The 26211-nt window shown below is 61.8% G+C and carries 27 protein-coding genes; 13 read left to right on the forward strand and 14 right to left on the reverse strand.

All coding sequences use genetic code 11. The features are described 5' to 3' along the window. Position 1 precedes the first annotated feature (1 nt). The 4 genes from AC4CWF_RS14070 to AC4CWF_RS14085 form a co-directional block, all read right to left on the reverse strand. Positions 2–247 carry a type II toxin-antitoxin system ParD family antitoxin gene (locus AC4CWF_RS14070; RefSeq protein WP_491282271.1) on the reverse strand — a complete coding sequence of 82 codons (246 nt, stop codon included), beginning with the start codon at positions 245–247 and terminating at the stop codon, positions 2–4. A 275-nt stretch (positions 248–522) separates the two neighbouring features. Beyond that, positions 523–1521, reverse strand: a complete 999-nt coding sequence (gene ispH / locus AC4CWF_RS14075; protein WP_491285404.1) for a 4-hydroxy-3-methylbut-2-enyl diphosphate reductase — start codon at positions 1519–1521, stop codon at positions 523–525. Positions 1522–1662: 141 nt separating this feature from the next. After that, the gene (locus AC4CWF_RS14080) at positions 1663–2382 is read right to left on the reverse strand and encodes an SURF1 family protein (protein ID WP_491285405.1); all 720 of its coding nucleotides are present in this window, start codon (positions 2380–2382) and stop codon (positions 1663–1665) included. Positions 2383–2395: 13 nt separating this feature from the next. Further along, positions 2396–2779, reverse strand: a complete 384-nt coding sequence (locus tag AC4CWF_RS14085) for a DUF983 domain-containing protein (RefSeq protein ID WP_491282273.1) — start codon at positions 2777–2779, stop codon at positions 2396–2398. Between the two features lie 110 nt (positions 2780–2889). Here AC4CWF_RS14085 and AC4CWF_RS14090 point away from each other — a divergent pair, with 110 nt between their 5' ends. After that, positions 2890–3549, forward strand: coding sequence for a chloramphenicol phosphotransferase CPT family protein (locus AC4CWF_RS14090; RefSeq protein WP_491282274.1), 660 nt, complete (start codon positions 2890–2892; stop codon positions 3547–3549). A gap of 54 nt (positions 3550–3603) precedes the next feature. On the opposite strand, the gene AC4CWF_RS14095 is transcribed toward AC4CWF_RS14090, so the two are convergent. The 6 genes from AC4CWF_RS14095 to coxB are packed head-to-tail and all read right to left on the reverse strand — an operon-like array spanning position 3604 to position 8920. Continuing rightward, on the reverse strand, positions 3604–4479 hold the full coding sequence (locus AC4CWF_RS14095; RefSeq protein ID WP_491282275.1) for a cytochrome c oxidase subunit 3: 876 nt from the start codon (positions 4477–4479) through the stop codon (positions 3604–3606). Between the two features lie 58 nt (positions 4480–4537). Then, positions 4538–5143 carry a cytochrome c oxidase assembly protein gene (locus AC4CWF_RS14100; protein WP_491282276.1) on the reverse strand — a complete coding sequence of 202 codons (606 nt, stop codon included), beginning with the start codon at positions 5141–5143 and terminating at the stop codon, positions 4538–4540. 40 nt (positions 5144–5183) lie between these two features. Then, positions 5184–5321 carry a cytochrome c oxidase system small membrane protein gene (locus tag AC4CWF_RS14105; RefSeq protein WP_491282277.1) on the reverse strand — a complete coding sequence of 46 codons (138 nt, stop codon included), beginning with the start codon at positions 5319–5321 and terminating at the stop codon, positions 5184–5186. Further along, positions 5318–6274 (reverse strand): heme o synthase, encoded by a 957-nt coding sequence (locus AC4CWF_RS14110; RefSeq protein ID WP_491282278.1) that lies wholly within the window; start codon positions 6272–6274, stop codon positions 5318–5320. Before AC4CWF_RS14110 ends, AC4CWF_RS14105 begins: the two co-directional genes overlap by 4 nt. Positions 6275–6334: 60 nt before the next feature. Beyond that, positions 6335–8032 (reverse strand): cytochrome c oxidase subunit I, encoded by a 1698-nt coding sequence (gene ctaD, locus AC4CWF_RS14115; RefSeq protein WP_491282279.1) that lies wholly within the window; start codon positions 8030–8032, stop codon positions 6335–6337. Between the two features lie 15 nt (positions 8033–8047). After that, positions 8048–8920, reverse strand: coding sequence for a cytochrome c oxidase subunit II (gene coxB, locus AC4CWF_RS14120; protein WP_491282280.1), 873 nt, complete (start codon positions 8918–8920; stop codon positions 8048–8050). A 332-nt stretch (positions 8921–9252) separates the two neighbouring features. On the opposite strand from coxB, the gene AC4CWF_RS14125 reads away from it, so the two are divergent. The 3 genes from AC4CWF_RS14125 to AC4CWF_RS14135 all read left to right on the forward strand — a co-directional run bounded on the left by AC4CWF_RS14125 (position 9253) and on the right by AC4CWF_RS14135 (position 11902). Then, complete coding sequence (locus tag AC4CWF_RS14125) at positions 9253–9897, forward strand: invasion associated locus B family protein (RefSeq protein ID WP_491285406.1); 645 nt, start codon at positions 9253–9255, stop codon at positions 9895–9897. A 162-nt stretch (positions 9898–10059) separates the two neighbouring features. Continuing rightward, a complete protein-coding gene (gene tldD, locus AC4CWF_RS14130; protein ID WP_491282281.1) occupies positions 10060–11475 on the forward strand; it encodes a metalloprotease TldD in 1416 nt (471 codons plus the stop codon). A gap of 4 nt (positions 11476–11479) precedes the next feature. Continuing rightward, the gene (locus tag AC4CWF_RS14135) at positions 11480–11902 is read left to right on the forward strand and encodes a bleomycin resistance protein (RefSeq protein WP_491282282.1); all 423 of its coding nucleotides are present in this window, start codon (positions 11480–11482) and stop codon (positions 11900–11902) included. A gap of 442 nt (positions 11903–12344) precedes the next feature. On the opposite strand, the gene AC4CWF_RS14140 is transcribed toward AC4CWF_RS14135, so the two are convergent. Next, a complete protein-coding gene (locus tag AC4CWF_RS14140; protein ID WP_491282283.1) occupies positions 12345–12653 on the reverse strand; it encodes a pyrophosphatase in 309 nt (102 codons plus the stop codon). Positions 12654–12931: 278 nt separating this feature from the next. Between AC4CWF_RS14140 and AC4CWF_RS14145 the strand changes: the two genes are divergently transcribed. Next, positions 12932–13723, forward strand: a complete 792-nt coding sequence (locus AC4CWF_RS14145) for a sulfite exporter TauE/SafE family protein (protein ID WP_491282284.1) — start codon at positions 12932–12934, stop codon at positions 13721–13723. A gap of 109 nt (positions 13724–13832) precedes the next feature. Continuing rightward, positions 13833–14903 carry a polysaccharide deacetylase family protein gene (locus AC4CWF_RS14150; RefSeq protein WP_491282285.1) on the forward strand — a complete coding sequence of 357 codons (1071 nt, stop codon included), beginning with the start codon at positions 13833–13835 and terminating at the stop codon, positions 14901–14903. Here AC4CWF_RS14150 and pdxH read toward each other — a convergent pair whose 3' ends face one another. After that, positions 14904–15542, reverse strand: coding sequence for a pyridoxamine 5'-phosphate oxidase (gene pdxH / locus AC4CWF_RS14155; RefSeq protein WP_491282286.1), 639 nt, complete (start codon positions 15540–15542; stop codon positions 14904–14906). It abuts the gene before it with no gap. A 64-nt stretch (positions 15543–15606) separates the two neighbouring features. On the opposite strand from pdxH, the gene AC4CWF_RS14160 reads away from it, so the two are divergent. The 4 genes from AC4CWF_RS14160 to AC4CWF_RS14175 all read left to right on the forward strand — a co-directional run bounded on the left by AC4CWF_RS14160 (position 15607) and on the right by AC4CWF_RS14175 (position 19286). Further along, positions 15607–16059, forward strand: coding sequence for an RT0821/Lpp0805 family surface protein (locus AC4CWF_RS14160; protein ID WP_491282287.1), 453 nt, complete (start codon positions 15607–15609; stop codon positions 16057–16059). Positions 16060–16307: 248 nt separating this feature from the next. Next, positions 16308–17540, forward strand: a complete 1233-nt coding sequence (locus AC4CWF_RS14165; protein WP_491285407.1) for a DnaJ C-terminal domain-containing protein — start codon at positions 16308–16310, stop codon at positions 17538–17540. Positions 17541–17683: 143 nt separating this feature from the next. Continuing rightward, positions 17684–18502 (forward strand): enoyl-ACP reductase FabI, encoded by an 819-nt coding sequence (fabI, locus tag AC4CWF_RS14170; protein ID WP_491282288.1) that lies wholly within the window; start codon positions 17684–17686, stop codon positions 18500–18502. Between the two features lie 193 nt (positions 18503–18695). Further along, the gene (locus tag AC4CWF_RS14175) at positions 18696–19286 is read left to right on the forward strand and encodes a histidine phosphatase family protein (protein WP_491282289.1); all 591 of its coding nucleotides are present in this window, start codon (positions 18696–18698) and stop codon (positions 19284–19286) included. 15 nt (positions 19287–19301) lie between these two features. Here the strand turns inward: AC4CWF_RS14175 and AC4CWF_RS14180 are convergent, their stop codons facing one another. Further along, positions 19302–19565, reverse strand: coding sequence for a DUF1344 domain-containing protein (locus AC4CWF_RS14180; protein ID WP_491285408.1), 264 nt, complete (start codon positions 19563–19565; stop codon positions 19302–19304). 305 nt (positions 19566–19870) lie between these two features. On the opposite strand from AC4CWF_RS14180, the gene AC4CWF_RS14185 reads away from it, so the two are divergent. From AC4CWF_RS14185 to ribB, 3 genes are all read left to right on the forward strand, one after another. Then, complete coding sequence (locus tag AC4CWF_RS14185) at positions 19871–23014, forward strand: bifunctional diguanylate cyclase/phosphodiesterase (protein WP_491282290.1); 3144 nt, start codon at positions 19871–19873, stop codon at positions 23012–23014. Between the two features lie 160 nt (positions 23015–23174). After that, the gene (gene aroC, locus AC4CWF_RS14190) at positions 23175–24272 is read left to right on the forward strand and encodes a chorismate synthase (RefSeq protein WP_491282291.1); all 1098 of its coding nucleotides are present in this window, start codon (positions 23175–23177) and stop codon (positions 24270–24272) included. Between the two features lie 36 nt (positions 24273–24308). Continuing rightward, on the forward strand, positions 24309–25409 hold the full coding sequence (ribB, locus tag AC4CWF_RS14195; RefSeq protein ID WP_491282292.1) for a 3,4-dihydroxy-2-butanone-4-phosphate synthase: 1101 nt from the start codon (positions 24309–24311) through the stop codon (positions 25407–25409). A gap of 336 nt (positions 25410–25745) precedes the next feature. On the opposite strand, the gene AC4CWF_RS14200 is transcribed toward ribB, so the two are convergent. Beyond that, positions 25746–26210: a DUF5680 domain-containing protein gene (locus AC4CWF_RS14200; RefSeq protein ID WP_491285409.1), complete on the reverse strand. Its 465-nt coding sequence runs from the start codon at positions 26208–26210 to the stop codon at positions 25746–25748. Position 26211: the final 1 nt, after the last annotated feature.

The raw sequence follows: 26211 nt of genomic DNA on the forward strand, positions 1-26211 counted from the left end.
CTCAACGGGTGCTCTGCGACAGTCGGTCCGCTTCGGCAGCCAACGCCACCTCCATCTCGTCATCGCGGACGCCGCCGCCTTGTGCAAGGGAGGCGTCCAGCGTTTCCCGAAGCGCGCGAAGCTTCATCTCCCGCTCTTCGACCAGCCGCAGCCCCTCGCGCACGACCTCGCTTGCCGAACCATACCTGCCCGTCTGCACAGTCGTTTCGACAAATTTTTCCCAACGCTCACCCAAGGAGACGTTCATGACGGGGCACTCCTGTTCAGCCTTGAGGATAGTGGATAACAGAAATTGCGCAAGATTGGTTATTGGAGAGGTGCCGGTTAAGAGGCTGGAGGATGCCGGCCCTTCGCTGAGGGCTTAAGTGCGTTAGTACTTAACACATGTCATTCGCCTGCCTTGCGACTGGCGCCGGGGGCTGGAGGATGCCGAAACCGATCCCGGCCCTTCGCTTTAGGCTCAGGGCGTTCGCGGCTCAAAACGTGCCACTGGCACGTTTTGCCGGCTGGCGCCGTCGCCGCTCACCCATTCACCCACGCCATGTCTTCGCGGGTCAGCTCGACGCTGCGCAGTTCGCGGTTGACGAGGAAATGTTCGTTTTCTTCCGCCGTGATCGCCAGTTCCACCTTGGCATCGAAGCGCTCGCGAAAGGCCTCGATGATTTCGTCGACGATGACTTCCGGCGCAGACGCCCCGGCGGAAATGCCGAGCGTGCGGATGGGGCCAACCTCATCCCAGGCGATTTCGGCGGCGCGCTGGACGAGAAGCGAGCGCGTGGCGCCGGCGCGAAGGGCAACCTCCACCAGACGCTTGGAATTGGAGGAATTCGGCGCGCCGACGACGATGAAGAGATCGCAGCCGGGCGCTGCCTGTTTGACCGCTTCCTGGCGGTTGGTGGTGGCATAACAGATGCTGTCGGCGGATGGTGCGGTGAGATTCGGAAAACGCTCCTGAAGCTTGGCGATGACGCCGGCGGTATCATCGACCGAGAGCGTCGTCTGCGTGACGTAACCGAGATTATCGGGATCGATCGGCTGGTAAGCTTCCGCATCCGCAATCGTATCGATGAGCGACACCGTGCCTTCCGGCAATTGCCCCATCGTGCCGATCACTTCCGGATGGCCGGCATGGCCGATGAGGATGACGTGGCGACCGAGGCGCTGGTGACGCATGGCCTGCTTGTGAACCTTGGAGACCAGCGGGCATGTGGCATCGAGATAAAACAGGTTGCGGCTTTCTGCATCCTCCGGCACGGATTTCGGCACGCCATGGGCGGAAAACACCACCGGCTGGGCGCGGTGTTCTTCCGGGATCTCGTTCAGTTCCTCGACGAAAACGGCACCCTTGGCTTCCAGCCCTTCCACTACATAACGATTGTGGACGATCTCGTGGCGCACATAAACCGGCGCACCATAGGCTTTGAGCGCCAAAACGACGATCTGGATCGCCCGGTCCACGCCGGCGCAAAAACCGCGCGGGCCGCAAAGGCGGATCGTCAACGGTGGGCGGTTTACGTTCATGTCCATCGGTTCAGCCTGTTATCGGAACGGCAATCAGGGCAAGGGCGACGGAACATACCGGAGGCACGCCGCACGCCCGTTGCGCCTCCATATAGGCCAGGCCGCCGCGCATCGCCAAGAAAAAACACTGTGACCGGAGGCTCACGGCTTTCGCTTAAACACCATCACACCGGCAACCAATGCCAGCGCAAGCGCCAGCCCATACCAGGTCACGGCATATTGCAGGTGATTGTTGGAAAGCTCGAACTGCGTGACGCCGCCTTGCGGGAAACCGCCGGGGTTTTTCACCGCATCATCGACATCAACGAAAAAGGGCAACACCTTTTGGGGATCGAGTCCGGCGGTCGACGCCATGGCATCGAGATCCTTCCAGTAAAAAATGTTCTTGGCCGCATCATTGTCCGGCACCAGCCAGGACGGTTTTGCCGAAAGCCGGTTGCGGAAATAACCGGTGAGCGATACCGGCCCTTCCACCTGCCCCGCCATGCGGGTGACGACCGATTTCATCGCATAGGGCACAAAACCGCGATTGACGAAGAGGATCTTGCCGTCGGACAGCGTCATCGGCGTGTAGATATAAAAACCGCTGCGGCCCTGGTGGGTGGCAAAGAAATGCCGCTCGCGGCTGTGATCGAACACACCTTCGATCACCACGCGGGCATATTCCTCGTCTTCGCCCGTGCGCTCCTTTTTCGCAATCTGTGAAAGGACGACCGGTTCGGCCTGCCGGCGCTCGGAGATCTGGGCAAGAAGCCCTTCCTTCCAGTGCAGGCGCTGCACCTGCCATGTGCCGAGCGACAGCAGGATGGCCAGCGCCAGAATCAACACGACACCGGTTGCGACGCGCTTGCCAAGGCTCATGCGGGGCGCGGGTTCAATCACGATCGATGCTGCCTTCACTGGCGCTATGCTTGTATTGCAGCGAGATCAGCAGGCCCTTCAGCAGGCGAAGCGACCCGAGGCAGACGATCACGGCAAACGGGGCCGTGATGAGAAAATGCCAGATCACGCTCGGATGGAAGGTAAACTCGAACCACAGCGCAAAGCCGACAACGAGAAAACCCACCAGCAGCATGACGAACACCGCAGGTCCATCGCCCGCATCGGCAAAACCGTAATCCAGCCCGCAGGCGGCGCAGCGCGGGCGCACCTTCAGCAGGCCGTCAAACAGCTTTCCTTCTCCGCAGCGCGGGCAGCAGCCGGCAAGACCGGTGCGGATAGCATCCTGCGGGGGAAACTGTGCCTTGTCTTCAGTCATGCCGTTCTCCTGAAAGATGCCAATGGTCAAAGCATCTTTATCATTGCCATACAAGACACGTAGGATGCGGCAATACCACAAAGACATGTTTGCGCACGGGAGGAGCCGGCTTGCCAAACGACCAAGGCAATGGAACCTTCATCATCCTCAACGGCGCGCCGCGCAGCGGCAAATCCTCGATCGCCCGGATCATCCAGGAGACATTTCCCGGCATCTGGATCAATCTCGGCGTCGATGCCTACATGCAGATGACGCCACCGCATTGCCAACCCGGCATCGGCCTTCGTCCCGGCGGCGAGCGCCCCGATCTTGAGCCGCTGCTACCGCTGTTTTACGCCGCCCTGTACGAATCGATTGCGGCGCATGCCAAGCTCGGTCTGAACGTCGTGACCGATGTCGGCCATCACGATGGTCACTCGACATCCATGGGCATTCTCAACGACTGCGCAGCGCGTCTTCTCGGACTGCCGGTGGTGATCGTCGGGGTCCGATGCGACCTCGCCACCATCATGGAGCGTCGGCAGGCCGCCGATCCGCAACGGCCGGACCTTTATCTGCGCGGCACACCGGACGTGCCCGTTCCACCGCCCGTCGCCTTGTGGCAGACGGCCGTGCATCACCCCGGCCTTTATGATCTGGAGGTCGAGACCGCGACCCGCGATCCGGCCGGTTGTGCAGCAGACATCCGCCGCTTGATCGAAGCCGATCGCAAAGGCCCCACCGCATGCGCACGGCTGGCAGCAGCATTGAGGGTCCAGAGGACCACGTAAAAAGGGGGCGGTTTGCGCCGCCCCCTTGTAATGAACCCGACTGAGCAGACCGGCTCAATGCGCCAGCGGTGCGCCCCAGCCGCCCCAGACGTAGATCGAAAAGAACAGGAAGAGCCAGACGACGTCAACGAAATGCCAGTACCAGGCGGCGGCCTCGAAGCCAAAATGTTTGGTGGAGGTAAAGCCGCCGTTCATTGCGCGGATCAGGCAGACCAGCAGGAAGATGGTGCCGACGAAAACGTGGAAACCATGGAAGCCGGTCGCCATGAAGAAGGTGGCGCCATAGATCGAGTTGCTGAACTCGAACGGCGCGTGTGCGTATTCATAAGCCTGCACGAAGGAGAAGAACAGGCCGAGCGCCACCGTCAGCGCCAACCCGTTCACCACACCCTTGCGGTCGTTGTGCAGCAGCGCATGGTGAGCCCAGGTGACGCAGGTGCCTGACAGAAGCAGGATGATGGTGTTGTAAAGCGGCAGGTGCCAAGGATCGAGAACCTCGATGCCCTTCGGCGGCCACTGGCCACCGGTTGCGGTGACGCGCGAGGCCTGAATGGCTTCGTTGGCGTAAAGGCTGGCGTCGAAGAAGGCCCAGAACCAGGCGACGAAGAACATCACTTCGGAAGCGATGAACATGATCATGCCATAACGCAGATGCAGCGACACGACCGGCGTATGATGGCCTTCACGGCCTTCCTTGATCGTATCGGCCCACCAGCCGACCATGGTGTAGATGAGGATCGCGAGGCCGATGAAGAACAGCCACGGGTGAGCAAAATCCAGCCCGAACATGTGGAACTGCCCGCCATGCAGGTAACGCATATAACCGACGCCCCCGAACGTCAGAATAAAGGCGCCAACGGAGGCCATAAGCGGCCAGATGCTCGGGTCGATGATGTGGTAGTCGTGGTTCTTTTGATGCGCGTTGGCCATGCCAGCAGTCCCCGATGTTTCTCCTCAAGCCTTCCCGCGTATGCGGGCTGGCCCTCTCTCACAACTTTTTCGCGCTGCCTTCAGCCTTGTCCTTCAAACCGGCAACCGGTTTTGCCCCCTGGCTCGGATAGAAGGTGTAGGACAGCGTGATATTCTTGATATTCCTGGTTTCTTCAGCCTTGACGATTTCCGGATCGATGAAAAACACCACCGGCATGTCGAGCGTCTGGCCCGGCTGAAGGGTCGTTTCGGTAAAACAGAAGCACTGTACCTTGTTGAAATAGGCACCCGCTTCCATCGGCGTCACGTTAAACACCGCAGTGCCTGTGACAGGCTCCGGCGAATGGTTGGTCGCCTGATAGCTGATCTGCACGGTTTCGCCGATCTTCGGCTCCACAGAGCGGTTCACCGGCTTGAAATCCCAGTTGAGGCCACTCGACGTGTTGGCGTCGAAGGTCACACGCATGGTGGTGTCGAGAATGGTATCGGAATACTGCTCGACGCGTTGCGTCGTGCCGTTATAGCCGGTGACCTGGCAGAACAGCCGATAGAGCGGCACGGAGGCATAGGCAGCACCGACCATGCCGCCGACAAAAACCAGGCATGCGGCAAGGATCGCGCCGTTGCCCGCCTTCTGCTTTTTCGCCATGCTGTTACCGGTCATGTCGTACTCCTCCTATCCCCCTTGCCGTCCCCTGAAACCGTCAGCCCGTTCCGCCGATCTTGATCAGCGTCACCACGTAGAAGATGACGACAAGCGCGCCGAGCACGAGGCCGAGCGCAATATTGCGTCCGCGCCGGGACTTCTTCTGTTTATCGGTGATCTTGACGGTCTCGATCATGACAGGCCTCCGGCAAGGCCGATCAGTGCATCGGCATAATGGCTGGCGATGAGGGCCGAAAAGATCGCAAACAGGTAAAGAACCGAATAGGCGAACATGCGCTTGGCCGGAACCATCTTCTCGTCACCGTCGGGCATGCGCCAGACGGTGACGGAACAGAGAACGAAGATGGCGCCGAGAATGGCGGCGAAGATGCCATAACCCCAGCCGACAAGACCTGTCATGGCCGGCGCCACGCCAACCACGGCGGTTGCCACCGCATAGGCAACGATCTGGTGTTTTGTGGCGCGCTCACCGGCAACGTTGGGCAGCATCGGCACGCCGACGGCGCCATAGTCACGCATCTTGAACAGGGCCAGCGCCCAGAAATGCGCCGGCGTCCACAGGAAGATGATGAGGAAGAGCAGGATGCTGTCGAGCGAAACACCACCGGTGACGCAGGCCCAGCCGATCATCGGCGGAAACGCGCCGGAGGCACCGCCGATCACGATGTTCTGCGGCGTCGAACGCTTCAGCCACATCGTATAAACGACCGCATAAAAGAAGATGGTGAAGGCAAGCAGGCCGGCCGAAAACCAGTTGACCGCAAGGCCGAGAATGCAAACGGAGAATGTGGACAGCGTCAGCCCGAAGGCCAGCGCTTCCTGCGGGCGGATGCGGCCGGACGGAATGGGGCGGCGCGCCGTGCGCGTCATCACCGCATCGATATCGGCATCATACCACATGTTGAGCGCACCCGACGCGCCGGCGCCGACGGCAATGCACAGGATCGCGATGAAGCCGATGACTGGGTTGATCGTGCCCGGCGCCAGCAGAAGGCCGGCAAAGGCGGTAAACACCACCAGCGACATGACGCGCGGCTTCAACAGTTCGAAATAATCGCGCGCGCCGGCTTCCGACAGACGGAACTCGTCCTCGTCTCCCAAGGCAGCGTGATGATCGATGGCGGTCATGCGGTCAGTCCTGTTGGTTGGGTGGCCATGGCGCGAGGTCGCGCCATGGCCAGAAGCAGATTACTTGATCTTCGGCAGCTGTTCCCACTGGTGGAAGGGCGGCGGCGAAGACAGCTGCCATTCCAGCGTGGTTGCACCTTCGCCCCACGGATTGTCGCCGGCGACGCGCTTCTTGGCAAAAGCTTCCCAGACGCAGAAGAGGAAGATCAGCACACCGACGAAGGAGATATACGAGCCGATGGATGACACGTAGTTCCAGCCGGCAAACGCATCCGGATAATCGATGTAGCGGCGCGGCATACCGGCAAGGCCGAGGAAATGCTGCGGGAAGAACACCAGGTTCACGCCGATGAACATGACCCAGAAATGCAGGTTGCCGAGCTTTTCCGAATACATGTAGCCGGTCATCTTCGGGAACCAGTAGTACCAGGCGGCAAAGATCGCAAACACGGCACCGAGCGACAGAACGTAGTGGAAGTGGGCCACCACGTAATAGGTGTCATGCAGCGAGCGGTCGAGGCCGGCATTGGCCAGCTGCACGCCGGTGACGCCACCGACGGTGAACAGGAAGATGAAGCCGATCGCCCAGATCATCGGCGTGCGGAACGACAGCGAGCCGCCCCACATCGTCGCAATCCACGAGAAGATTTTGACACCCGTGGGCACCGCGATGACCATGGTGGCGAACACGAAATAACGCTGCGCATCAAGCGACAGGCCAACCGTGTACATGTGGTGCGCCCAGACGATGAAGCCGACGGCGCCGATTGCCACCATCGCATAGGCCATGCCGAGATAACCGAAGACCGGCTTTTTCGAGAAGGTCGAGACGATGTGGCTGATGATGCCGAAGCCGGGCAGGATCAGGATGTACACTTCCGGGTGACCGAAGAACCAGAACAGGTGCTGGTAGAGGATCGGGTCGCCGCCGCCTTCGGGTGCAAAGAAGGTGGTGCCAAAATTGCGGTCGGTGAGCAGCATGGTAATGCCGCCGGCGAGAACCGGAAGCGACAGCAGAAGCAGGAAGGCAGTGATCAGCACGGCCCAGGCAAACAGCGGCATCTTGTGCAGCGTCATGCCGGGAGCGCGCATGTTCAAAATGGTGGTGATGAAGTTGATGGCGCCGAGGATCGACGACGCACCCGCAATGTGCAGCGAGAAGATCGCGAGATCCACCGCAGGGCCAGGCTGGCCGGATGTGGCAAGCGGCGGATACATGGTCCAGCCACCACCGACGCCAAACGCACCTGCCGGTCCCTCCACGAACATGGAGAGCAGAAGCAGCAGGAAGGCCGGAACGATCAGCCAGAAGGAGATGTTGTTCAGCCGCGGAAACGCCATATCAGGCGCCCCGATCATGATCGGGATCATCCAGTTTGCAAAACCGCCGATCATCGCCGGCATGACCATGAAGAAGATCATGATCAGTGCGTGGCCGGTGGTGAACACATTATACATGTGCTTGCCGCCGTCGATGGCCGCGTCGCCCTCGAAGCCGTAGACCATCGAGGCAAGACCGTGGAAGATCTGGATGCCGGGCTCCTGAAGCTCCATGCGCATGGCAACGGAGAGCAGGCCGCCGATGATGCCCGCGATGATCGCGAAAATCAGGTAAAGCGTGCCGATATCCTTGTGGTTCGTCGACTTGAACCAGCGGTCAAAGAAGCTCAGCTTGTGGTCGTGGTGATGGTCGTCGCCGGCATGCGCCTCGTGGGCGGCATGGGCGTGATGACCGTCGTGTTGTGAATGTCCAGCCATTGTCCTTACTCCCCCTTACTTGGATGCGACGTCGAGCGCAGGCGCGCCGGCAGAGGCCGTCAGCACCTTGTATGCGCCCGGCAGGTCGCTTGCGGCCGCCGTCAGCCAGGCATCGTATTTCTCCTGGGAGACGATGCGGATGGCGATGGGCATGAAGGCGTGGTCCTTGCCGCAAAGCTCGGAGCACTGGCCGTAATAGAGGCCTTCCTTCTCGGCGCGGAACCAGGTCTCGTTGAGGCGGCCCGGCACGGCATCGATCTTCACGCCGAAGGCCGGCATGGCAAAGGCGTGGATCACGTCTGTGGGCGCGGCCGTCACCAGCATGCGCACGGTCTTGTTGACCGGCAGCACCATTTCATTGTCGACGGCGAGAAGGCGCGGATAAACCTTCATATCGGTCTTGCCGGCGGCCGTGCGTTCGGTTTCCTTCAGCATATAGCTGTCGAAGGCCACCGGCGTTTCGCCGCCTTCATATTCGTAGTTCCACTGCCACTGGGTGGCGGTGGCCTTGACCGTGACGTCAGGATTTTCCGGCATGGTCAGCTGGGCGTTCAACAGGTTGAACGAGGGAATGGCGAGAAACAGCAGCACCAGGACAGGGCCGAGCGTCCAGGCGATTTCGATCGTCGTGTTGTGGCTGGTGCGCGAAGGAACCGGATTGGCACTTGCGCGGAACTTCACGACAACCCAGATCAGAAGGACCAGCACAAACAGCGTGATCGGCACGATGAACCACAGGCTGTAATGGTTGAACCACTTGATCTCATGCATGATCGGGGTCACCGGCTGCTGCAGGTCAATCTGCCACGGCACGGGCTGGTCTGCCGCCGCCCCCGAGGCGCAGAGCAGACAGATCATCGCAGCAAACGCTGCATAGGCTCTGTTCATCACTATTTCTCTCCCCAAGCGTTTGATCTAGATCAGATCGCAACGCAAAATCCCAATCTATAGGCTATCGGTTCAATCACAGTTTGCCAACTGCCGCAATATGCGCCACACGCATCCGGTGCTGCTGTCCGTGCGGCATTTTTGCGCGTTGTCAATTCTGCCGTGATCGACACAGCCTATAATGCCCTCGCCAAGCCGGCAAAAGCGCAGTTTAAAGGGCCGGCTGCCCGGCCATTTCCCGCGTTCCGGCCTGCTCCGCATTTTTGCCGTACTCGCCTGAAAAGAGGTTAAGGGCTTTTCATTAACCCTCCCCGGCGACAAGATTAGCACGACTGATTCGAAAGACAGAGGTATTCATGCGTTTCTCCCTTCTGCGCGCCGTAGCGCTGGCCGCCCTGTTGCCGGGTGCCCTGCTGGCCTATCCGGTGCTGGCGCAAACGCCGCAGGCAGGAGAAAAGCAGGCAAGACCGCCGCAATCGGCCCCGCTGACGCCCGGCTCCCAGCAGCCGGCAGCACCGGGTGCTGCCCCGTCCGCGGCACCGCCCGCCGGCACCGTGCGCGGCAATCACGGCGCCTGGTCCATTCTCTGCGACCGGCCGGCCGGCGCCTCTGCCGAACAATGTGCGCTGATGCAGAATGTCATCGCCGAGGATCGGCCCGAGGTTGGCCTCTCCGTCGTTGTCCTGAAGACTGCCGACCGTAAGGCGAAGATCCTGCGCATTCTGGCTCCGCTCGGCGTTCTCCTGAAGGATGGCATGGATCTTTTCGTCGACGGCAACAATATCGGCCGCGCCTATTTCACCCGCTGCTTCTCCGAGGGCTGTTATGTGGAAGTGGAAATCGACGAGGAGCTGATGAAGATCCTACGCGCCGGCAAGAATGCCGTGTTTGCGCTGCGTGAATCCGTCGATCAGGACCGCGTCGGCATTCCAATCGAGCTTGCCGGCTTTGCCGACGGCTATGACGCGCTGCCCTGACACTGCCGGCCACCATCCCGATCAGCGCTGACCTCCCGTGCAAGCTTGTGTTTGTTTGCCGGACGCCGCCTGCCGGAAGATAGTCTTGCGCCGCCGTCGCGTCAGTCCTACATCGGACCAAAGACCGGATGCGTCGACAGCGTCCGCCAGAGGAGCGCCACGATGACCACCGACCTCATCAACCTTTTTGATTGCGACGAGACGCGGCTGCGCGAGATCCTCGCCGCAGCACTTGTCGGCGCAGACGACGGCGAACTGTTTCTCGAACATGCGCAGGCCGAATCGCTCTCCTTCGACAATGGACGCCTGAAGGGCGGCTCGTTCAACACCGACCAAGGCTTTGGCCTGCGGGCGGTGGCCGGTGAGGCGGTGGGTTATGCCCATGCGGGCGAGCTGTCTGTTTCCGCCCTGTCGCGCGCGGCCGATGCGGTGGGTGCTGTCACCCGCGGTTATTCCGGCTCTTATGCGGCCGCTCCGCAGCGGACCAATAAGAAGCTTTATGGCGATGAAAACCCGATCGGCTCTCCCTCTTTCGAACAGAAGGTGGCGCTGCTGACCGAGATCGACGCCTATCTGCGGGCAAAAGACCCAAAAGTGCGCCAGGTCACGGCCTCCATTGCGGCAAGCTGGCAGGTGGTGGATATCCTGCGGGCCGATGGCCACCGCGTACAGGACGTGCGCCCGATGACACGCCTCAACATTTCCGTCGTGGTGGGCGATGGCGACCGTCAGGAAAGCGGCTCCTTCGGCACCGGCGGGCGCATCGGCTTTGGTGATTTCATCACGAACGGCAATTGGCAGACGGGCGCCGACGAGGCGCTGCGCCAGGCTTTCGTTAATCTCGACGCCATCGAGGCGCCGGCCGGCACCATGGATGTGGTGCTCGGCAATGGCTGGCCGGGCGTCATGCTGCACGAAGCCGTCGGCCACGGGCTGGAAGGTGATTTCAACCGCAAGAAGACATCCGCCTTTGCCGGCCTGCTCGGTGAAATGGTCGCAAGCCCCGGCGTCACCGTCGTTGACGACGGCACCATCGACAACCGGCGCGGTTCGATCACTGTTGACGACGAGGGCACGCCCTCGGCCTATAACGTGTTGATCGAGAACGGAAAACTCGTCGGCTACATGCAGGACCGGCAGAATGCCCGCCTGATGGGCATGACGCCGACCGGCAACGGCCGCCGCCAGGGTTATGCCCACCAGCCGATGCCGCGCATGACCAACACTTACATGCTTTCAGGCGACAAGACCCCGGAAGAGATCATCGCATCCGTGAAGAAGGGCATCTATGCCGTGTCCTTCGGCGGCGGTCAGGTGGATATCACCTCCGGCAAATTCGTCTTCGGCTGCACCGAAGCCTACATGATCGAAAACGGCCGGCTCGGCGCGCCGATCAAGGGCGCCATGCTGATCGGCAACGGGCCGGATGCGATGAAGCGCGTCTCGATGGTCGGCAATGATACGAAGCTTGATACCGGCATCGGCAATTGCGGCAAGGCCGGCCAATGGGTGCCGGTCGGCGTTGGACAGCCGCATCTGCGGATGGACCAGATCACGGTTGGCGGCACCAGGACGTAAAGGCTTGAGCGAAAACGCGCTTGTACCGGAACTTGCCGTCAGCGACTGGACGGCAAGCCGTGCTTTTTACACCGGCCTTATCGGATTCGACATTCTCTATGAGCGTCCGGAGGAAGGCTTCAGTTACCTGACACTTGGCGCAGCGCAGCTGATGATCGACCAGATCGGCCTTGGCCGCACCTTCGGCATCGCCGATGCGCCCTTGCAAAAACCTTTCGGTCGGGGCCTCAACCTGCAGATCCGCGTGCCCGATGTCGGCACCATTCTGGCGCGTCTTGAGGATGCCAACGTGCCGCTTTATGTGCCGCTTGAGGAAAAATGGTATCGCCGCGACGACCACGAGGTGGGCAACCGCCAATTCGTCGTGGCAGATCCCGACGGTTATCTGCTGCGACTGTTCGAAGATCTTGGCGCGCGCCGGACCTGATCCGGGCGTTCATGGGGAAAACCTCGGCGAAAAGCCCCTCATCCGCCTGCCGGCACCTTCCCCGCTGGGCGTAGGGATATCGTATCTGAAATAAGACCCTCTCTGCCCTGCCGGGCCGACCGGGGTCGAGCCACGGGTCTCGCCCCGTCCTTCGGACCCCCACAAGGGGGGAGATACTGCGCGGGGCGCGCCCTGCTCCTGCATCAGAGGGCGAGGCCGGGTTAAGCCCTCCCCCTTGTGGGGAGGGTTTGGGAGGGGACTTGTCTCAGATGCAATAACCCTGCCGTCGGGCGGGGCGAAAGGGATTGCCGCGCCCTCATCTCAGCAACCGGTCGTGATCGGTCGAAAAATATCGGCAACCTCGTCCCCTCGCCCCGCCTACGGGGAGAGGATTAGGGGCACTTGGCTCGGGATAAGAAAGCCAATGTGAGTTTGGCCGGCATCACGCCTCCGCAGGGCGAAAACGCCATTTGCGTTCGACGGCCGCAGCAAGATCGATGTCGTTGTGCCGCGCAAACAGCAGGATGTGACCGAGAACATCGGCGGCTTCATCGGCCAGATCGCGGCGGATCTCTTCCTCGCTGCGGCCCTTGGCAAGGCCGCGGCCGCGCAGCCGGTTCCAGCTCTGCGTGAGTTCCCCCACCTCCTCGTGCAGCTTCAGCATGAACCAGTCCGGGTCCCGCACGATGCCGTTGTGGTCGGCGTAACGACGCGAGGCCGTCTCGAAGTCATCCATCAATTGGCGCAGCATGATGTTCTCCTTTTGTTTGCCATGACAACACCGATTCGGTGGCCTGCGTCCATCCACAGCAGCCGATCCGCGCCCTGGCGGCCAAAAGGCAGAGGTGCCGCAGCAACATTTGCGCTCCTGCCGGTGTTTGGCCTCACCGCGGCTTGGCAAGCGCCGGCGCTTGACAGCCAAGGTGACCGGCCGCAAAAAGCGCAAGGCTGGCTTTCCGCCGGCCTTCAACCTCAAACTTTCCCTCTTTCCAGGCCCCGCCTCAGGGCCGTCCCCACGCGATCCGTTCCATGGCGATTTTCGACACTCTCGGCGCAGACATCGCGTCTTTTCTCGCCGTCCATCCACCTGCCGAAATTGTCGCTCTCTTGGCCGTGGCGATGGTGGCCGGGCTTGCGCGTGGATTTTCAGGGTTCGGCGGCGGGCTGATCTTCATCCCCATGGCAAGCGCCATTGCCGGACCGCAGGCGGCCTCGCCGCTGCTTCTGGTGATCGACTGGGTGATGACGCTCGGCATGGTGCCGGATAGCTGGCGGCGGGCAAATCGGCGCGAAGTGGCAACACTTCTGATCGGAGCGCTGGCCGGCGTGCCCGTCGGCACCGCCCTTCTGGCGTTTGCCGAGCCGCTGGTGCTGCGCTGGATCATATCGATCATCGTGCTGGCGCTCCTTGCCTTCCTGATCAGCGGCTGGCGTTATCAGGGGCGCCCGAAGCCGCAGCTTGGGATCGCAACCGGAGCCATTGCCGGGCTCTTCGGCGGCGTGGCGCAGCTTTCCGGACCGCCGGTCGTCGCCTACTGGCTTGGTGGCGCGATCGAACGCAGCGTGGTGCGGGCAAACCTTGTGCTTTATTTCGCGCTGGCCTCGGTGATCTCGGCCACATCCTATGTCAGTGCCGGCCTTCTGACGGCTGATATCCTGCTGCTCGCCACCCTTGTCGGGCCAGGTTACGGCATCGGCATTGCGGCTGGCTCCCGCCTGTTCGGCTTGGCCGACGAGGCCGCCTTCCGCCGCATCTGTTTTGGCCTGATTGCCGCCGCCGGCCTCATCAGCCTGCCGGCGCTCGACGGGATCCTGCGCTGACCCGTGTGCGGCAAGGATCAACGCTCTCTCCCCCCAAGCTTTTCGCAGTTCTTTTTTAGCAAGGCTTAACGCTCGCCCGATAGTTTGGCGCCCAGCACAGGGAAGAGCCATGAACGGAAAGATCGATGCCCTATGGCGCCGCGGTGTGAGGCGCGGGCTGATTGCAGGCGGGCTGAAAACCGCCGGCATCCTGGCACGCGCCGGCCTGATGCGCGAGGCGCGCGGACGCGGTGCGATCTTTACGCTGCACCACGTGCGCCCGAAGGTTGCAACCCCCAGCGCACCCAACGCCCATCTGGAAATCACCCCGGAATTTCTCGATGCCGCCATCGCGCAGTTGGCGCAAGAGGGTTACGATTTCATCGCGCTCGACGACGTGCCGGGACGGCTGGTCTCGCCGCAGGAACGCCCGTTTGCCTGCTTCACGCTTGATGATGGTTATCGTAACAATGCCGAGCATGCGCTGCCGGTGTTCGAACGTCACAAGGTGCCGTTCACGATCTTTGTCAACGAGGGTTTTGCCGACCGCACCCACACCATCTGGTGGGAAACGCTGGCGGCACTTTTGAATGCCTGCGACCAGCTCATCGTCGATTTCGGCGGCGCCGATGCGGGTGACGGTGTTGAAATTATCGATCTTTCGACGGAACGCGCAAGGCTCGATGCCTTTGATCGCATGTCCCGCCTGATCGAGAGCGATGATGAGGCCGGTGCCGTGGCATGGCTGGACGCGCTGGCACGCCGGCACGGCATCCAGCCGCTGGAGATCACCCGTGCCTTGACAATGGGGCGCGATGACCTGTCGAAGCTCTCGCGCCATCCGCTTGCCTCGCTCGGCGCCCATACGGTGAGCCATCGGGCGCTGAAACGGCTATCGGATGAGGAGGCGGCGCGCGAGATGCAGCGCTCCGCCGACTGGCTGGAGGCGCTGACCGGCACGCGACCGGCCGCCATCGCTTATCCCTATGGCACCCAGGCCGCCGTCTCCGAGCGTGATCAGGCGCTGGCGAAGGCGCTCGGTTTTTCCGTCGCCGTCACCACGCAGCCTGGCACGATCTGCGAAAACTATGTCGGCCGCCTGACGGGCCTGCCGCGCATTTCGCTGAACGGCTATTATCAGGAGCCGCATTATGTCGCAGCGCTTGCCTCCGGCATTCCCTTTGCCATCGGCAGCGGCTGATCAGGGATACATCCGCACCTTCGACCAGCCTTCACCCTGACCGTCGCCCTGCCCCTCGCCATCCCGTCGAAATTCCACCCGGTCGTGCAGACGAAACGGGCGATCATGCCAGAACTCGATGGAGGTCGGTTCGATTCTAAAACCCGACCAGTGCGCCGGGCGCGGAATCTCGCCGATGGCATAACGGGCGGTATATTCGGCCACCGCCTTTTCCAGTGCAAAACGGCCCTCGAGCGGGCGTGACTGTTTCGACGCCCAGGCGCCGATGCGGCTGCCGCGCGGGCGCGACGCGTAATAGGCATCCGCCTCCTCGTCCGAAACCACGGCAACCGGTCCGCGCAGTCGCACCTGGCGGCGCAGCGATTTCCAGTGGAAACACATGGCGGCCTTGCCCTGGCCAAGGATTTCCCGGCCCTTCTGGCTTTCGAAATTCGTATAAAAAACGAAGCCGCGCGCATCAAAGCCCTTCAGCAGCACCATGCGCACATTGGGCAGGCCATCCGCATCCACGGTTGCCAGCGCAACCGCGTTCGGATCGTTCAGTTCGGAACCTTCCGCATCCTTCAGCCATTCGGCGAAAAGGGCAAAGGGTTCGTTTTCCTCGGTGAAGTCACCGCTTGTTAACCGATCTTGCGACATATTGACTAAAATGCTCCCGATCTGATCAAATGGACCCGTGAACCTTTTCCGGACTGGACGCAAGGTGGCAGTGATAGACAAGACAAAAAACCGCACCCCAACGCCGCTGTCGCTCACGCTTAAAGCAGCCCTGTTTCTCAGCCTTTCCGCAGCTGTTTCCAGCTGCACGAGCGGCGCCTTCGACCTGTTCGACAGTTCGGCCAAGGTGGACCGCAGTCTCTCCACCTCCACCATTCCGAAGCGGTCGCAGGAATCGGTATCCGACGAAGTGACCGTGCGCAATGCCGTGACCTCCGCCGATCTTTCCAAGGTGGCCGGCGCCCCCCTCCCCTGGGCCAATACCGCAACCGGCAGCGCCGGCGTGGTCTCGGGCATTCGCGAGGCCAATGTCTCGGGCGTCGTCTGCCGCGGCTTCACCACCACCCGCCATTCCTACGAGGGCATTGCCAAGTTTACCGGCCAGGCCTGCATGGCAGACAGCGGCGACTGGATGCTGACCTCTTTCCAGCGCCAGTAATTTTGCGGCACAGCATGTGGCCTGCCATTGCCGCAAAGTGCCGGCCGGTTACTTTCCGGTAATCTTAATTCAACTTCGCCGGGCTGCGTAAATCCTCTTTAGAGGTTGAAGCGATTATTTTCTTCACCATTGGCCGCGATGCCGAGGGCTCTTCAGGAGGAACCCTTTGGCGCCGGCAAGAGTTGTTTGTCGATCGGCGCCGCCGGACCGTTCCGGAAGGCGCCGTGGAAACGTAACCGGTGGATTTTATGCGCGATCCCTATTCCCTTCTGGGCGTCAAGAAAGACGCCGCTGCCGACGAGATCAAGGCTGCGTGGCGCTCCAAGGCGAAATCGCTGCATCCCGATCACAATCAGGACGATCCCGGTGCGACCAGGCGTTTTGCCGAAATGGGACAGGCCTATGAGGTGCTGAAGGATCCCGAACGCCGCAAGCGCTACGACCGCGCCTATGAAACCCACCAGACCATCATGCAGCAGCGCCAGAACGCGCGACAGGCGGAAGAACGGGCAAAGGCCGCCCGCGCCAAGGCAGAAGAGGTGATGGAGGAACTGGCGCGCGCCAATGCGCAGCGCGCCCAAAGCCAGGCCAAGCAGCAGCAGGCAAACGGCACGTCCGGCGCGAGCACCCTGGGCGGCGAGGAGAACCCGGAAGACCTGATCGACCGGATTTTTGGGCCGGCACCCTCTGCCCGCTCGACGGGCGGCGCCGGAACCGGTCAGGCGCGCCCGCAGGCAAAAGACCCCGATGCGGGACAATCACGACCGCACAATCAGCAGCAGGCCCAATCTCAGACACAGTCTCAGACACAGGCGAAGCCGGCAGGCGACACCGCGCATGCAGCCGGTGCCGAAGGCGGCACGGCCAAGGCCGACCCGGCGGGACAGAAGGTGGCCCCGCCTTTACCCTTGCAGGCCATCGAGCTTCTGTCGGGCCTGATGCGGCGCATCCGCGGCACCGTGGCGCCGCCTGAAAAAGCTCCCGATCTTTCCGCAACGGCAACCGTGTCGCTTAACGACATGCTCGTCCTCAACACGGCAACCGTCACCCTTTCAGACGAGCGCGAGGTGCGCTTTCCGCTGGAAGCCGGCATGACCGATGGCCAGGTGCTGCGTCTGGTCGGCCAGGGGCTGCGGTTGCCGGGTGCGCAGCGCGGCGACCTTCTGGTGACGCTGAAGATTGCCCGCGACAACCGTTTTCATGTGGAAGGTTTTGACCTCCACACCGTGCTGCCGATCTCGCTCGAAGACGCGGTTCTGGGAACGGAGGCCGAGGTGGAGACGCCGGGCGGGCGCGTTCCCGTTTCCATTCCCACCTGGACAGGATCGGACCAGAGCGTGCGCATTAAAGGTCTCGGATTGGCCGATGATGCCGGCGGGCGGGGCGATCTGGTGGTCGAGGTGCGGGTGGTCCTGTGGGAGAAACCCGACCCGAAGGTGATCGACCTCATGCGCCATATGCGCCACGGCCTGTTCGTGTGACAGCTTTGCGACGCTATCCCCAGGCGATTGCGTCCGCGCACCCATTGTTACACCCCCTTACAGGAGATGATCTCACGCAAGCTTGAACGCGGGGACGGCCTATGCCATAGGCAGCTTTCGTCTTAAGTCTTAGAGGATAGAGTATGGCTCAGGCATCCGGCCTCATGGCAGGCAAACGTGGCATCATCATGGGTGTCGCGAACAACCGTTCCATCGCGTGGGGGATTGCCAAGGCCATTCATGCACAGGGTGGCGAAGTGGCGCTCACCTATCAGGGCGACGCCCTGAAAAAGCGCGTCGAGCCGCTGGCCGCCGAAATCGGCGCAACCCTTGCCGGCCATTGCGATGTCAGCGACGAATCGACCATCGATGCCGTTTTTGCCGATATCGAACAGCGCTGGGGCAAGATCGACTTCCTCGTCCACGCCATCGGTTTTTCCGACAAGGACGAGCTGACCGGCCGTTATGTCGACACGACCGCCGACAATTTTGCAAAAACCATGCAGATCTCGGTCTATTCCTTCACGTCGGTTGCACGCCGCGCCGAAAAGCTGATGACCGACGGCGGCTCCATGCTGACGCTCACCTATTACGGCGCCGAAAAGGTCATGCCGAACTATAATGTCATGGGCGTGGCGAAGGCCGCACTCGAAGCCAGCGTGAAATATCTGGCGGTCGATCTCGGCCCGAAGAACATCCGCGTCAACGCGATTTCGGCTGGCCCGATCAAGACGCTCGCCGCCTCCGGCATCGGCGATTTCCGCTATATCCTCAAGTGGAACGAATATAACGCTCCGCTGCGCCGCACCGTGACCATCGAAGAAGTCGGCGATGTCGGCCTCTACATGCTGTCGGACCTGTCGCGTTCGGTGACCGGCGAAGTGCATCACGCCGACAGCGGTTACCATGTCGTTGGCATGAAGGCCGTCGACGCGCCTGACATCTCCGTCATCAAGGATTGATGACGCCCCTCTCCGAGACACAATTCGGGGATGGACTTTCGCCTTTCAATGGGTAGGCTCGGATCAAGGCCCCGGCGGGAAACCGCCGGGCTTGAAATACCGGACGCCCCGCCGATCTCGGCATCTACGGGAACCGGCTGGACGATCGGCGCTGCAGGATACCGCAGCCAAGGCATGAAAGAGGGTTTTGCCCGTGCTCATCTACATGATCCGCCACGGACAGACCGACTGGAATGCCGAGGGACGCTTGCAGGGCCAGAAGGATATCGGCCTTAACGACAAGGGCCGCGGACAGGCGTTTCAGAATGGCGAAACGCTGCGTGGCCTTCTCGGCGCAGATGTCCAAGACTTCGATTTTGTCGCCTCCCCCCTCTCGCGCACCCGCGAAACCATGCAGATCGCCCGCAAGGCGATGGATCTTGATCCCATGGGCTACCGCACCGACGAGCGGTTGGTGGAACTGTCCTTCGGCGACTGGGAGGGCCATACGCTGGACGATATCCGCGCGGTCGCCCCCGACCGGCTGAAAATGCGCTCGCGGCAGAAATGGAATTTCATTCCCCCCGGCCCTTCGGCGGAAAGCTACGAGATCCTCTCATGGCGCATCGGTGCCTGGCTGCAATCGGTGGAGCAGCCCACGGTCTGCGTCAGCCATGGCGGCGTTATCCGCACGATCCTGAAGCTGGTTGGCGGCTGGGATGAACTGGAAGCCTCACGCTGCGACATCCACCAGGACCGCGTGCTGATCATCGAGCGCGACAAGGGCCGCGCCGAATGGCTCTGAAAACGGATTGAACGCTTACTGCTGGACGACCTGCAGGTCGTCTACAACCCGGTTGCCATCCACGACCGTGTAAAACACCACGACCTTGACGCCCGATGCCAGCCCGTCGAAGTTGAATTCCTCCGGCACTTTGTAGGTCTTGCCGTCGTCCAGCGTCAGGCTGAGCTTGTTCACGTCCACGGACTTGATGGTCGCCTCGACATCGACGCTCTGCGCCATCGTGGAGAGAGGGGAAAGCATACTGGCGGTTGCGAGCAGCGCTGCGATCAGGAGGCGCATCGTATAAGCCTTTGGCACATCAAGGAATGTTTTGGTTCGAAACATGATTTGCCCTCCGATTGTGGCAAAAGTTGCCCCGCTTGATGCCATTTCGCATCTCATTGATGAACAGGATTTTAACCAAATGCAACCGGTTGCGCGGAAATGCCCGGCTGATCGGGCAAAGCGGCAACCAGAGCGGCATTTCACCCCCAGATATCGCCCGCAAGTTTGCGTCCATTAGCGCAATTGGAAATTAACCCGACCTGTCTAACCTGTGGAAAACCAAGGCATCGAGGGGGACAGTGCGCTTGAGATTGAGGCTGATGGCAAACTGGCGTTCAGGCCTGGCACGCATGCGCTGGCGCGCGCCATTGGCGGTGGCCTCTGCCATGACGCTTGCGGTCATCGCAACCACCATCATTCTCGACCGCCAGCACCGCCACGACTATCAGGATTTTCTGCGCAACGCGACCACACGCGCTGTGGACATGCTGCACCAACGCCTTGCAAGCCGCCTGCAGCACGACCTCATCATTGCCGATCACCTGTCGCAGGTGCTGCGCGAGACTGCGCAATTCGATAGCACCCGCTTTGAGCCGGCGGCGCGCAACATCCTCTCCCGCAATCCGCATCTGATCGCCGTGGCGCTTGCGCCCGACAACAGGCTCGGACGCCTGATCACCGGGAACGACGCTGCATCCGCCACGCCCGAAAACCTTGACGGGACCGGTCGCTCCACCGGTTTCAACCTTACAGCGCTTGCCGACACGATCCTGGCCCATCGGCTCTCCGGGCACGGACTGAGCACCACCGGCGATGACCTGCTGACGCTTGTTGTGCCTCTCTTCGACGCAGACAGGCCCTGGGGCGCGATGGCGCTGGTGATCGACCGGCACCGGTTTCTCGCCGATGCCGGCATCGACGCCGATACGCTGACCATCGAACTGCGCGAGCCGCCGCACGAGGACCGGCTGCATATCGCCATCCGCCACATCGATGCCCAGGGACAACACGTGCTGACAGGCCACGTGACCGTGGCGGACGGGGATCCGGTGATGGCGGCCGTTCCGGTTTCGGGCGGCCATTGGGAGCTTATGGCGGCCCCCTCCGCGGGGTGGATGGCGCCCCCGAACGATCAGGTCTCCTTCCGCCTTCTGCTTTCGTCCGCGGGTTTTGGCATGATCCTTCCGATCCTCGTGGCGGGCTGGCTCATCAGTGAGCGCAACCGGCATATCGCCATGCTGAAGGCGCGCGAGGCAAACCTTTTGGAGCTGTCGCAACGCTTCAGCCTGGCCATGGAAACCTCCAACATGGGCATATGGGAGGTGAGCAGCGACAACCATCTGACCTGGGACGCGCGTGCCGCCGCCCTGCACGGGCGCGCGGCCGAAGGCGACGACAACCGTCTCGACGAGTGGCTGCGCACCATCCATCCCGACGATGTGGGCACGGCGGAAGCGCATTTCTTCAGCTGCATCTGTTCTGCGACCTCGCGCACCGATGTCTATCGCGTGATGCTGCCCGACGGCACGATCCGCACCCTGCGCTCGGCCGGCGCCACCTATACCAATGCCGATGGCAGCATTCGCACCACCGGCATCGTCTGGGACGTCAGCTCGGATGCCGAGGCAAACCAGGCCCTGCGCCACGCCAAGGAAAACAGCGACATCAAGAATGCCGAGCTGGAACTGGCACTGGACGAATTGTCCAACCGCGAGCAGGACCTGGAGGAGCTGTCGACCAAGCTCGACCTGGCGCTTGGCTCCTATGACTGCGGCATCTGGGAAACCTACCCGCAGGAGTGCATCGAAATCTGGGACCAGCGCATGTGCCAGCTTTACGGCATTGCCTATACCGATGGCCGCCTCAGCACCGAACGATGGCTCGGCCTCATCCACCCGCAGGACCGGTCGCTTGCGGAACGGATGCTGACACATTCTCCGATCGGGACCAGCAAGACGTCGCTGGTGGTTCGCGTGCCGCAGGCGGATGGCAGCCTTCGCTACATCCGTTCGATCGGCAAGCAGCACAGCGGCCGCGATGGCCGTTCCAAACTGGTCGGCATCGCTTTCGACGTGACGGAAGACATGCAGATGACGGCAGCGCTGAAGGCCGCCAAGGAGGAGGCGGATGCCAATAACGTCGAGTTGGAACTGGCCAAGCGCCGCATCGAGCACAACGCGCTGCACGACCCGCTGACCATGCTGGCCAACCGCCGCAAGCTGGATATCGCGCTGGACGCGCTATCGCGCGAAAGCATCGGCAGGCGCTGTCATGTCTCCATGCTGCATCTCGATCTCGACCGGTTCAAGCAGATCAACGACACGCTCGGTCATGCGGCAGGCGATGCCATGCTGGTGCATGCAGCACAGATCCTGACGCGCAACGTCCGAAACGGCGACCTGGTGGCCCGCATCGGCGGCGATGAATTCGTCATCCTCGTGCAAAACAGCGCCGATGCCGGCCAGATGGCGGAACTTGCCAATCGGATCGTGACGGAACTGCATCAGCCGATGGACTTCGAGGGTTTTTCCTGCCGCTGCGGCGTCTCCATCGGTATTGCCCAGAAAAGTGGCCGCAACATCGACGCGCGCAAGATGCTGATCAATGCCGATATCGCGCTTTACCGGGCCAAGGGCCTTGGCCGCAACCGCTTCGAATTCTTCACCCAGAACCTGCAGGCCGAGGTCATCAGCCACAAGCGGACGGCAGACGAAATCCTCGCCGGCATCGAGCAGAACCAGTTTTTCACCGTCTACCAGCCGCAGTTCTGCGCCAACACGTGCCAACTGGCCGGCGTCGAGGCGCTGATCCGCTGGCAGCACCCGCATCGCGGCCTGCTGTTGCCGGATGCCTTCCTGAAGATCGCCGAGGATCTGAACGTCTCGGCAGCACTCGATCAGATCGTGCTGGAAACGGTGCTGAAGGACCAGATGGTCTGGAGTGCTGCCGGCATCAACGTGCCGCGCGTTTCGGTCAACGTGTCGTCCAAGCGCCTGAACGACCGGGCACTGGCCGATACGCTGAAGACGCTTGCCATCTCGCCCGGCCGCATCGCGTTCGAACTGCTGGAATCGATCTTTCTTGATGAAAGCGAGGACGTGGTGACGGAAAACCTCGAGCGCATCAAGGCGCTCGGCATCGAGATCGAGATCGACGATTTCGGCACCGGCCATACCTCCATCGTCAGCCTGCTGAAACTGAAACCGAAGCGCCTGAAGATCGACCGGCAACTGGTCATGCCGATCCTCACCTCGCCGCAGGAGCGGTCGCTGGTGCGCTCGATCATCGAGATTGCCCGGTCGCTGGGCGTCGAAACCGTGGCGGAAGGCGTTGAAACCATGCAGCACGCGACACTCCTGAAGGAACTGGGCTGCGACCTCCTGCAGGGATTTGCCTTTTCGCACCCGCTTACCTGCAGCGAATTCAGCGCCGCCGCCGCCCAGGGTTTCAAGTCGGCCGCCTGAAAATCCAGGGTGGAAAACACGGACGAACCGGGGCACGCGCCTTGTACCAGTGCCGCAAAAAGAGCTTCCCCCCCGCCCCCCTTTTCCACTATGACAAATCCGCTTCACGTCACGGCGGCTTCACGTCACGGGGTTTGCCGCCGCTTAACGGTCAGGGTTCATGTCGCATAATACATTCGGTCATCTGTTCCGCGTCACCACCTGGGGCGAAAGCCATGGTCCAGCCCTTGGATGCGTGGTGGATGGCTGCCCTCCCGGCATCCGCTTCACGGCGGCCGAGATCCAGTCCTTCATGGACAAGCGCAAGCCCGGCCAGTCACGCTTCGTGACGCAGCGCCGCGAAGACGACATCGTCAAGGTTCTGTCGGGCGTCATGCTCGACGAGGACGGCGTGACGATGACAACGACCGGCACGCCAATTTCGATGCTGATCGAAAACACCGACCAGCGCTCCAAGGATTATGGCGAGATTGCCAAGCGTTACCGCCCGGGCCATGCCGATTTTGCCTATGACGTGAAATATGGCATTCGCGACTACCGCGGCGGCGGACGCTCTTCGGCACGCGAGACGGCGGCCCGCGTCGCCGCCGGCGCGCTCGCCCGCAAGGTTCTGCCGGGGGTCACGGTTCGCGCCGCGCTGACGCAGATCGGCATCCACAAGATCAACCGCAACAACTGGGACTGGGCCGAGGTCGACAACAACCCGTTTTTCTGCCCCGACAAGGCGATGGTGCCTGTCTGGGAAGACTACCTGGATGGCGTGCGCAAGGCGGGTTCCTCCATCGGCGCGGTCATCGAAGTGGTGGCAGACAATGTGCCGGCAGGCCTTGGCGCGCCGATCTACAGCAAGCTCGACCAGGATATCGCCTCGCTGCTGATGTCGATCAATGCGGTGAAGGGCGTCGAGATCGGCGAGGGTTTTGCCTCTGCCGAACTGTCCGGCGAAGAAAACGCCGACGAGATGCGCATGGGCAATGACGGCAAGCCGCTGTTTTTATCCAACCACGCCGGCGGCGTGCTGGGGGGCATTTCCACCGGTCAGCCCATCGTGGCGCGTTTTGCGGTGAAGCCCACATCCTCGATCCTGACCGAGCGCCAGTCGATCGACAGCGATGGACACAATGTCGATGTGCGCACCAAGGGTCGCCACGATCCGTGCGTGGGCATCCGCGCAGCGCCGATCGGCGAAGCCATGGTGGCCTGCGCCCTTGCCGACCATTTTCTGCGCGACCGGGGCCAGACCGGCCGCGCCCGTTAATTGCCCCACAAGGAATTTCCCAAGAGGATAACTGCCATGCCGTTCGACCAGAAGCGCGTTGTCGATGCCATCAGGGCCTTTGAGGCCGGCGAAATCGTTGTCGTCACCGATGACGACGACCGCGAAAACGAAGGCGACCTGATTGTCGCCGCCGTTCACTGCACGCCGGAAAAGATGGCCTTCATCGTGCGCCACACCTCCGGCATCGTCTGCACGCCGATGCCGCGCGAAGAGGCAAAACGCCTCAACCTCAACGCCATGGTGGCCGAAAACGACAGCGCCCACACGACGGCCTTTACCGTCAGCGTCGATTTCAAGCATGGCACGACCACAGGCATTTCCGCCGACGACCGCACGCTGACGGTGCGCAACCTTGCCAATTCCAATGTCGGCGCCTCCGATTTCGTGCGCCCCGGCCATATCTTTCCGCTGATCGCCCGCGAAGGCGGCGTGCTGATGCGGTCCGGCCATACGGAAGCCGCCGTCGATCTCTGCAAGCTTGCCGGCCTGCCGCCCATCGGCGTGATCAGCGAACTGGTCAACGACAACGGCACCGTGATGCGCGGGCCTGATGTGGCAGCCTTTGCCGCCGAGCACAAGCTGACGCAGGTGTCTGTCGCCGATCTCATCGCCTACCGCCAGCGCAAGGAAACGCTGATCGAGCTGCAATCCAGCTTCGACATCACAACCCCCGTCGGCAAGGCCAAGGCGCATGCCTATTCGCTGCCCTGGGATACGATGCAGCATCTGGCCGTCGTTTTCGGCGATATCCGCGATGGCGTCGATATTCCGGTGCGCCTGCATCTGGAAAATGTCGCAAGCGACGTGTTTGGCACCGATCGTTCCATCGGCCGCTACATGGACAGAATAGCGGACGCCAAGCGCGGCGTGATCATCTATCTGCGCGAAGGTTCCGTCGGCGTTGGCCAGAACGGCCTCAACCGGCGCACCCGCATGGGCACCGAAGAGCACGGCAATGCCCAGACCCGCGACAGCGAATGGCTGGAAATCGGCCTTGGCGCGCAGATCCTCAAAGATCTCGGCGTCTCCTCGATCCGCCTCTTTGCCTCGCGCGAGCGCCATTACGTTGGCCTCGAAGGGTTCGGCATCAAGATCAGCTCGACCGAGATTGTGTAAGGCGTTTTGAACCTGCCGGCAGCCCTCTCTGGCTGCCGCCATCTCCCCCACAAGGGGGAGAGCTATCGCATTTGAAACTAGACCCTCTCTGCCCTGCCGGGCCGACCGGGGTCGAGCCACGGGTCTCGCCCCGTCCTTCGGCCCCCCACGAGGGGGGAGAAACGGCGCGGCAAGCGTCCCGTTCTGCACGAAAGGGCGCGGCTGGGTTAAGCCCTCCCCCTTGTGGGAAGGGTTTGGGGGGATTTATCTCATATGTGATAGCCCCACACTTCCGCATGAGATGGCGGCAACCAGAAGGGTAAAAACCCCAAATCAGCACCATAACCGAAGTGCCTTTCAGGCAATCACCAGTCCACCGTGATAATCAAGCCGGTAGACCGCACGGCCATCGGCCAGAATACGCTCGACGCCCGTGAAACTCGCGTAGTCGCCTTGGCTCTCATCCACATAACGATACAGCCCGACATCCTGGGCAAATCCCCCGAGAAACCGCCCCTCGGCATACATCAGCGGCAGCGCCGTGCGCAGCACATCGGCGGCTCTGGCGCCGTCGATGGCGCTGCCATCCAGCACGCGCCCGTAATAATTCATCGCCCAGACCGACTTTTCATGGCGCCACACCACCTCCTGGCCGAGAAAATCCGTGCCGCCGAAATAGCTGTCGAGATAGGACCAGTCGTCCCGGCGATAAGCAATGTCCCGCGAGCCTGGCCGGCACGACGTCTCCCCCGGCTTGCCGCCCATGTAAGCGGCGGCCTTGGCCTCGACGATGAACGCCAGAAGCCCATCGATATCCTTGATC

The sequence above is a fragment of the Neorhizobium sp. PAMB6630 genome (assembly GCF_058242775.1).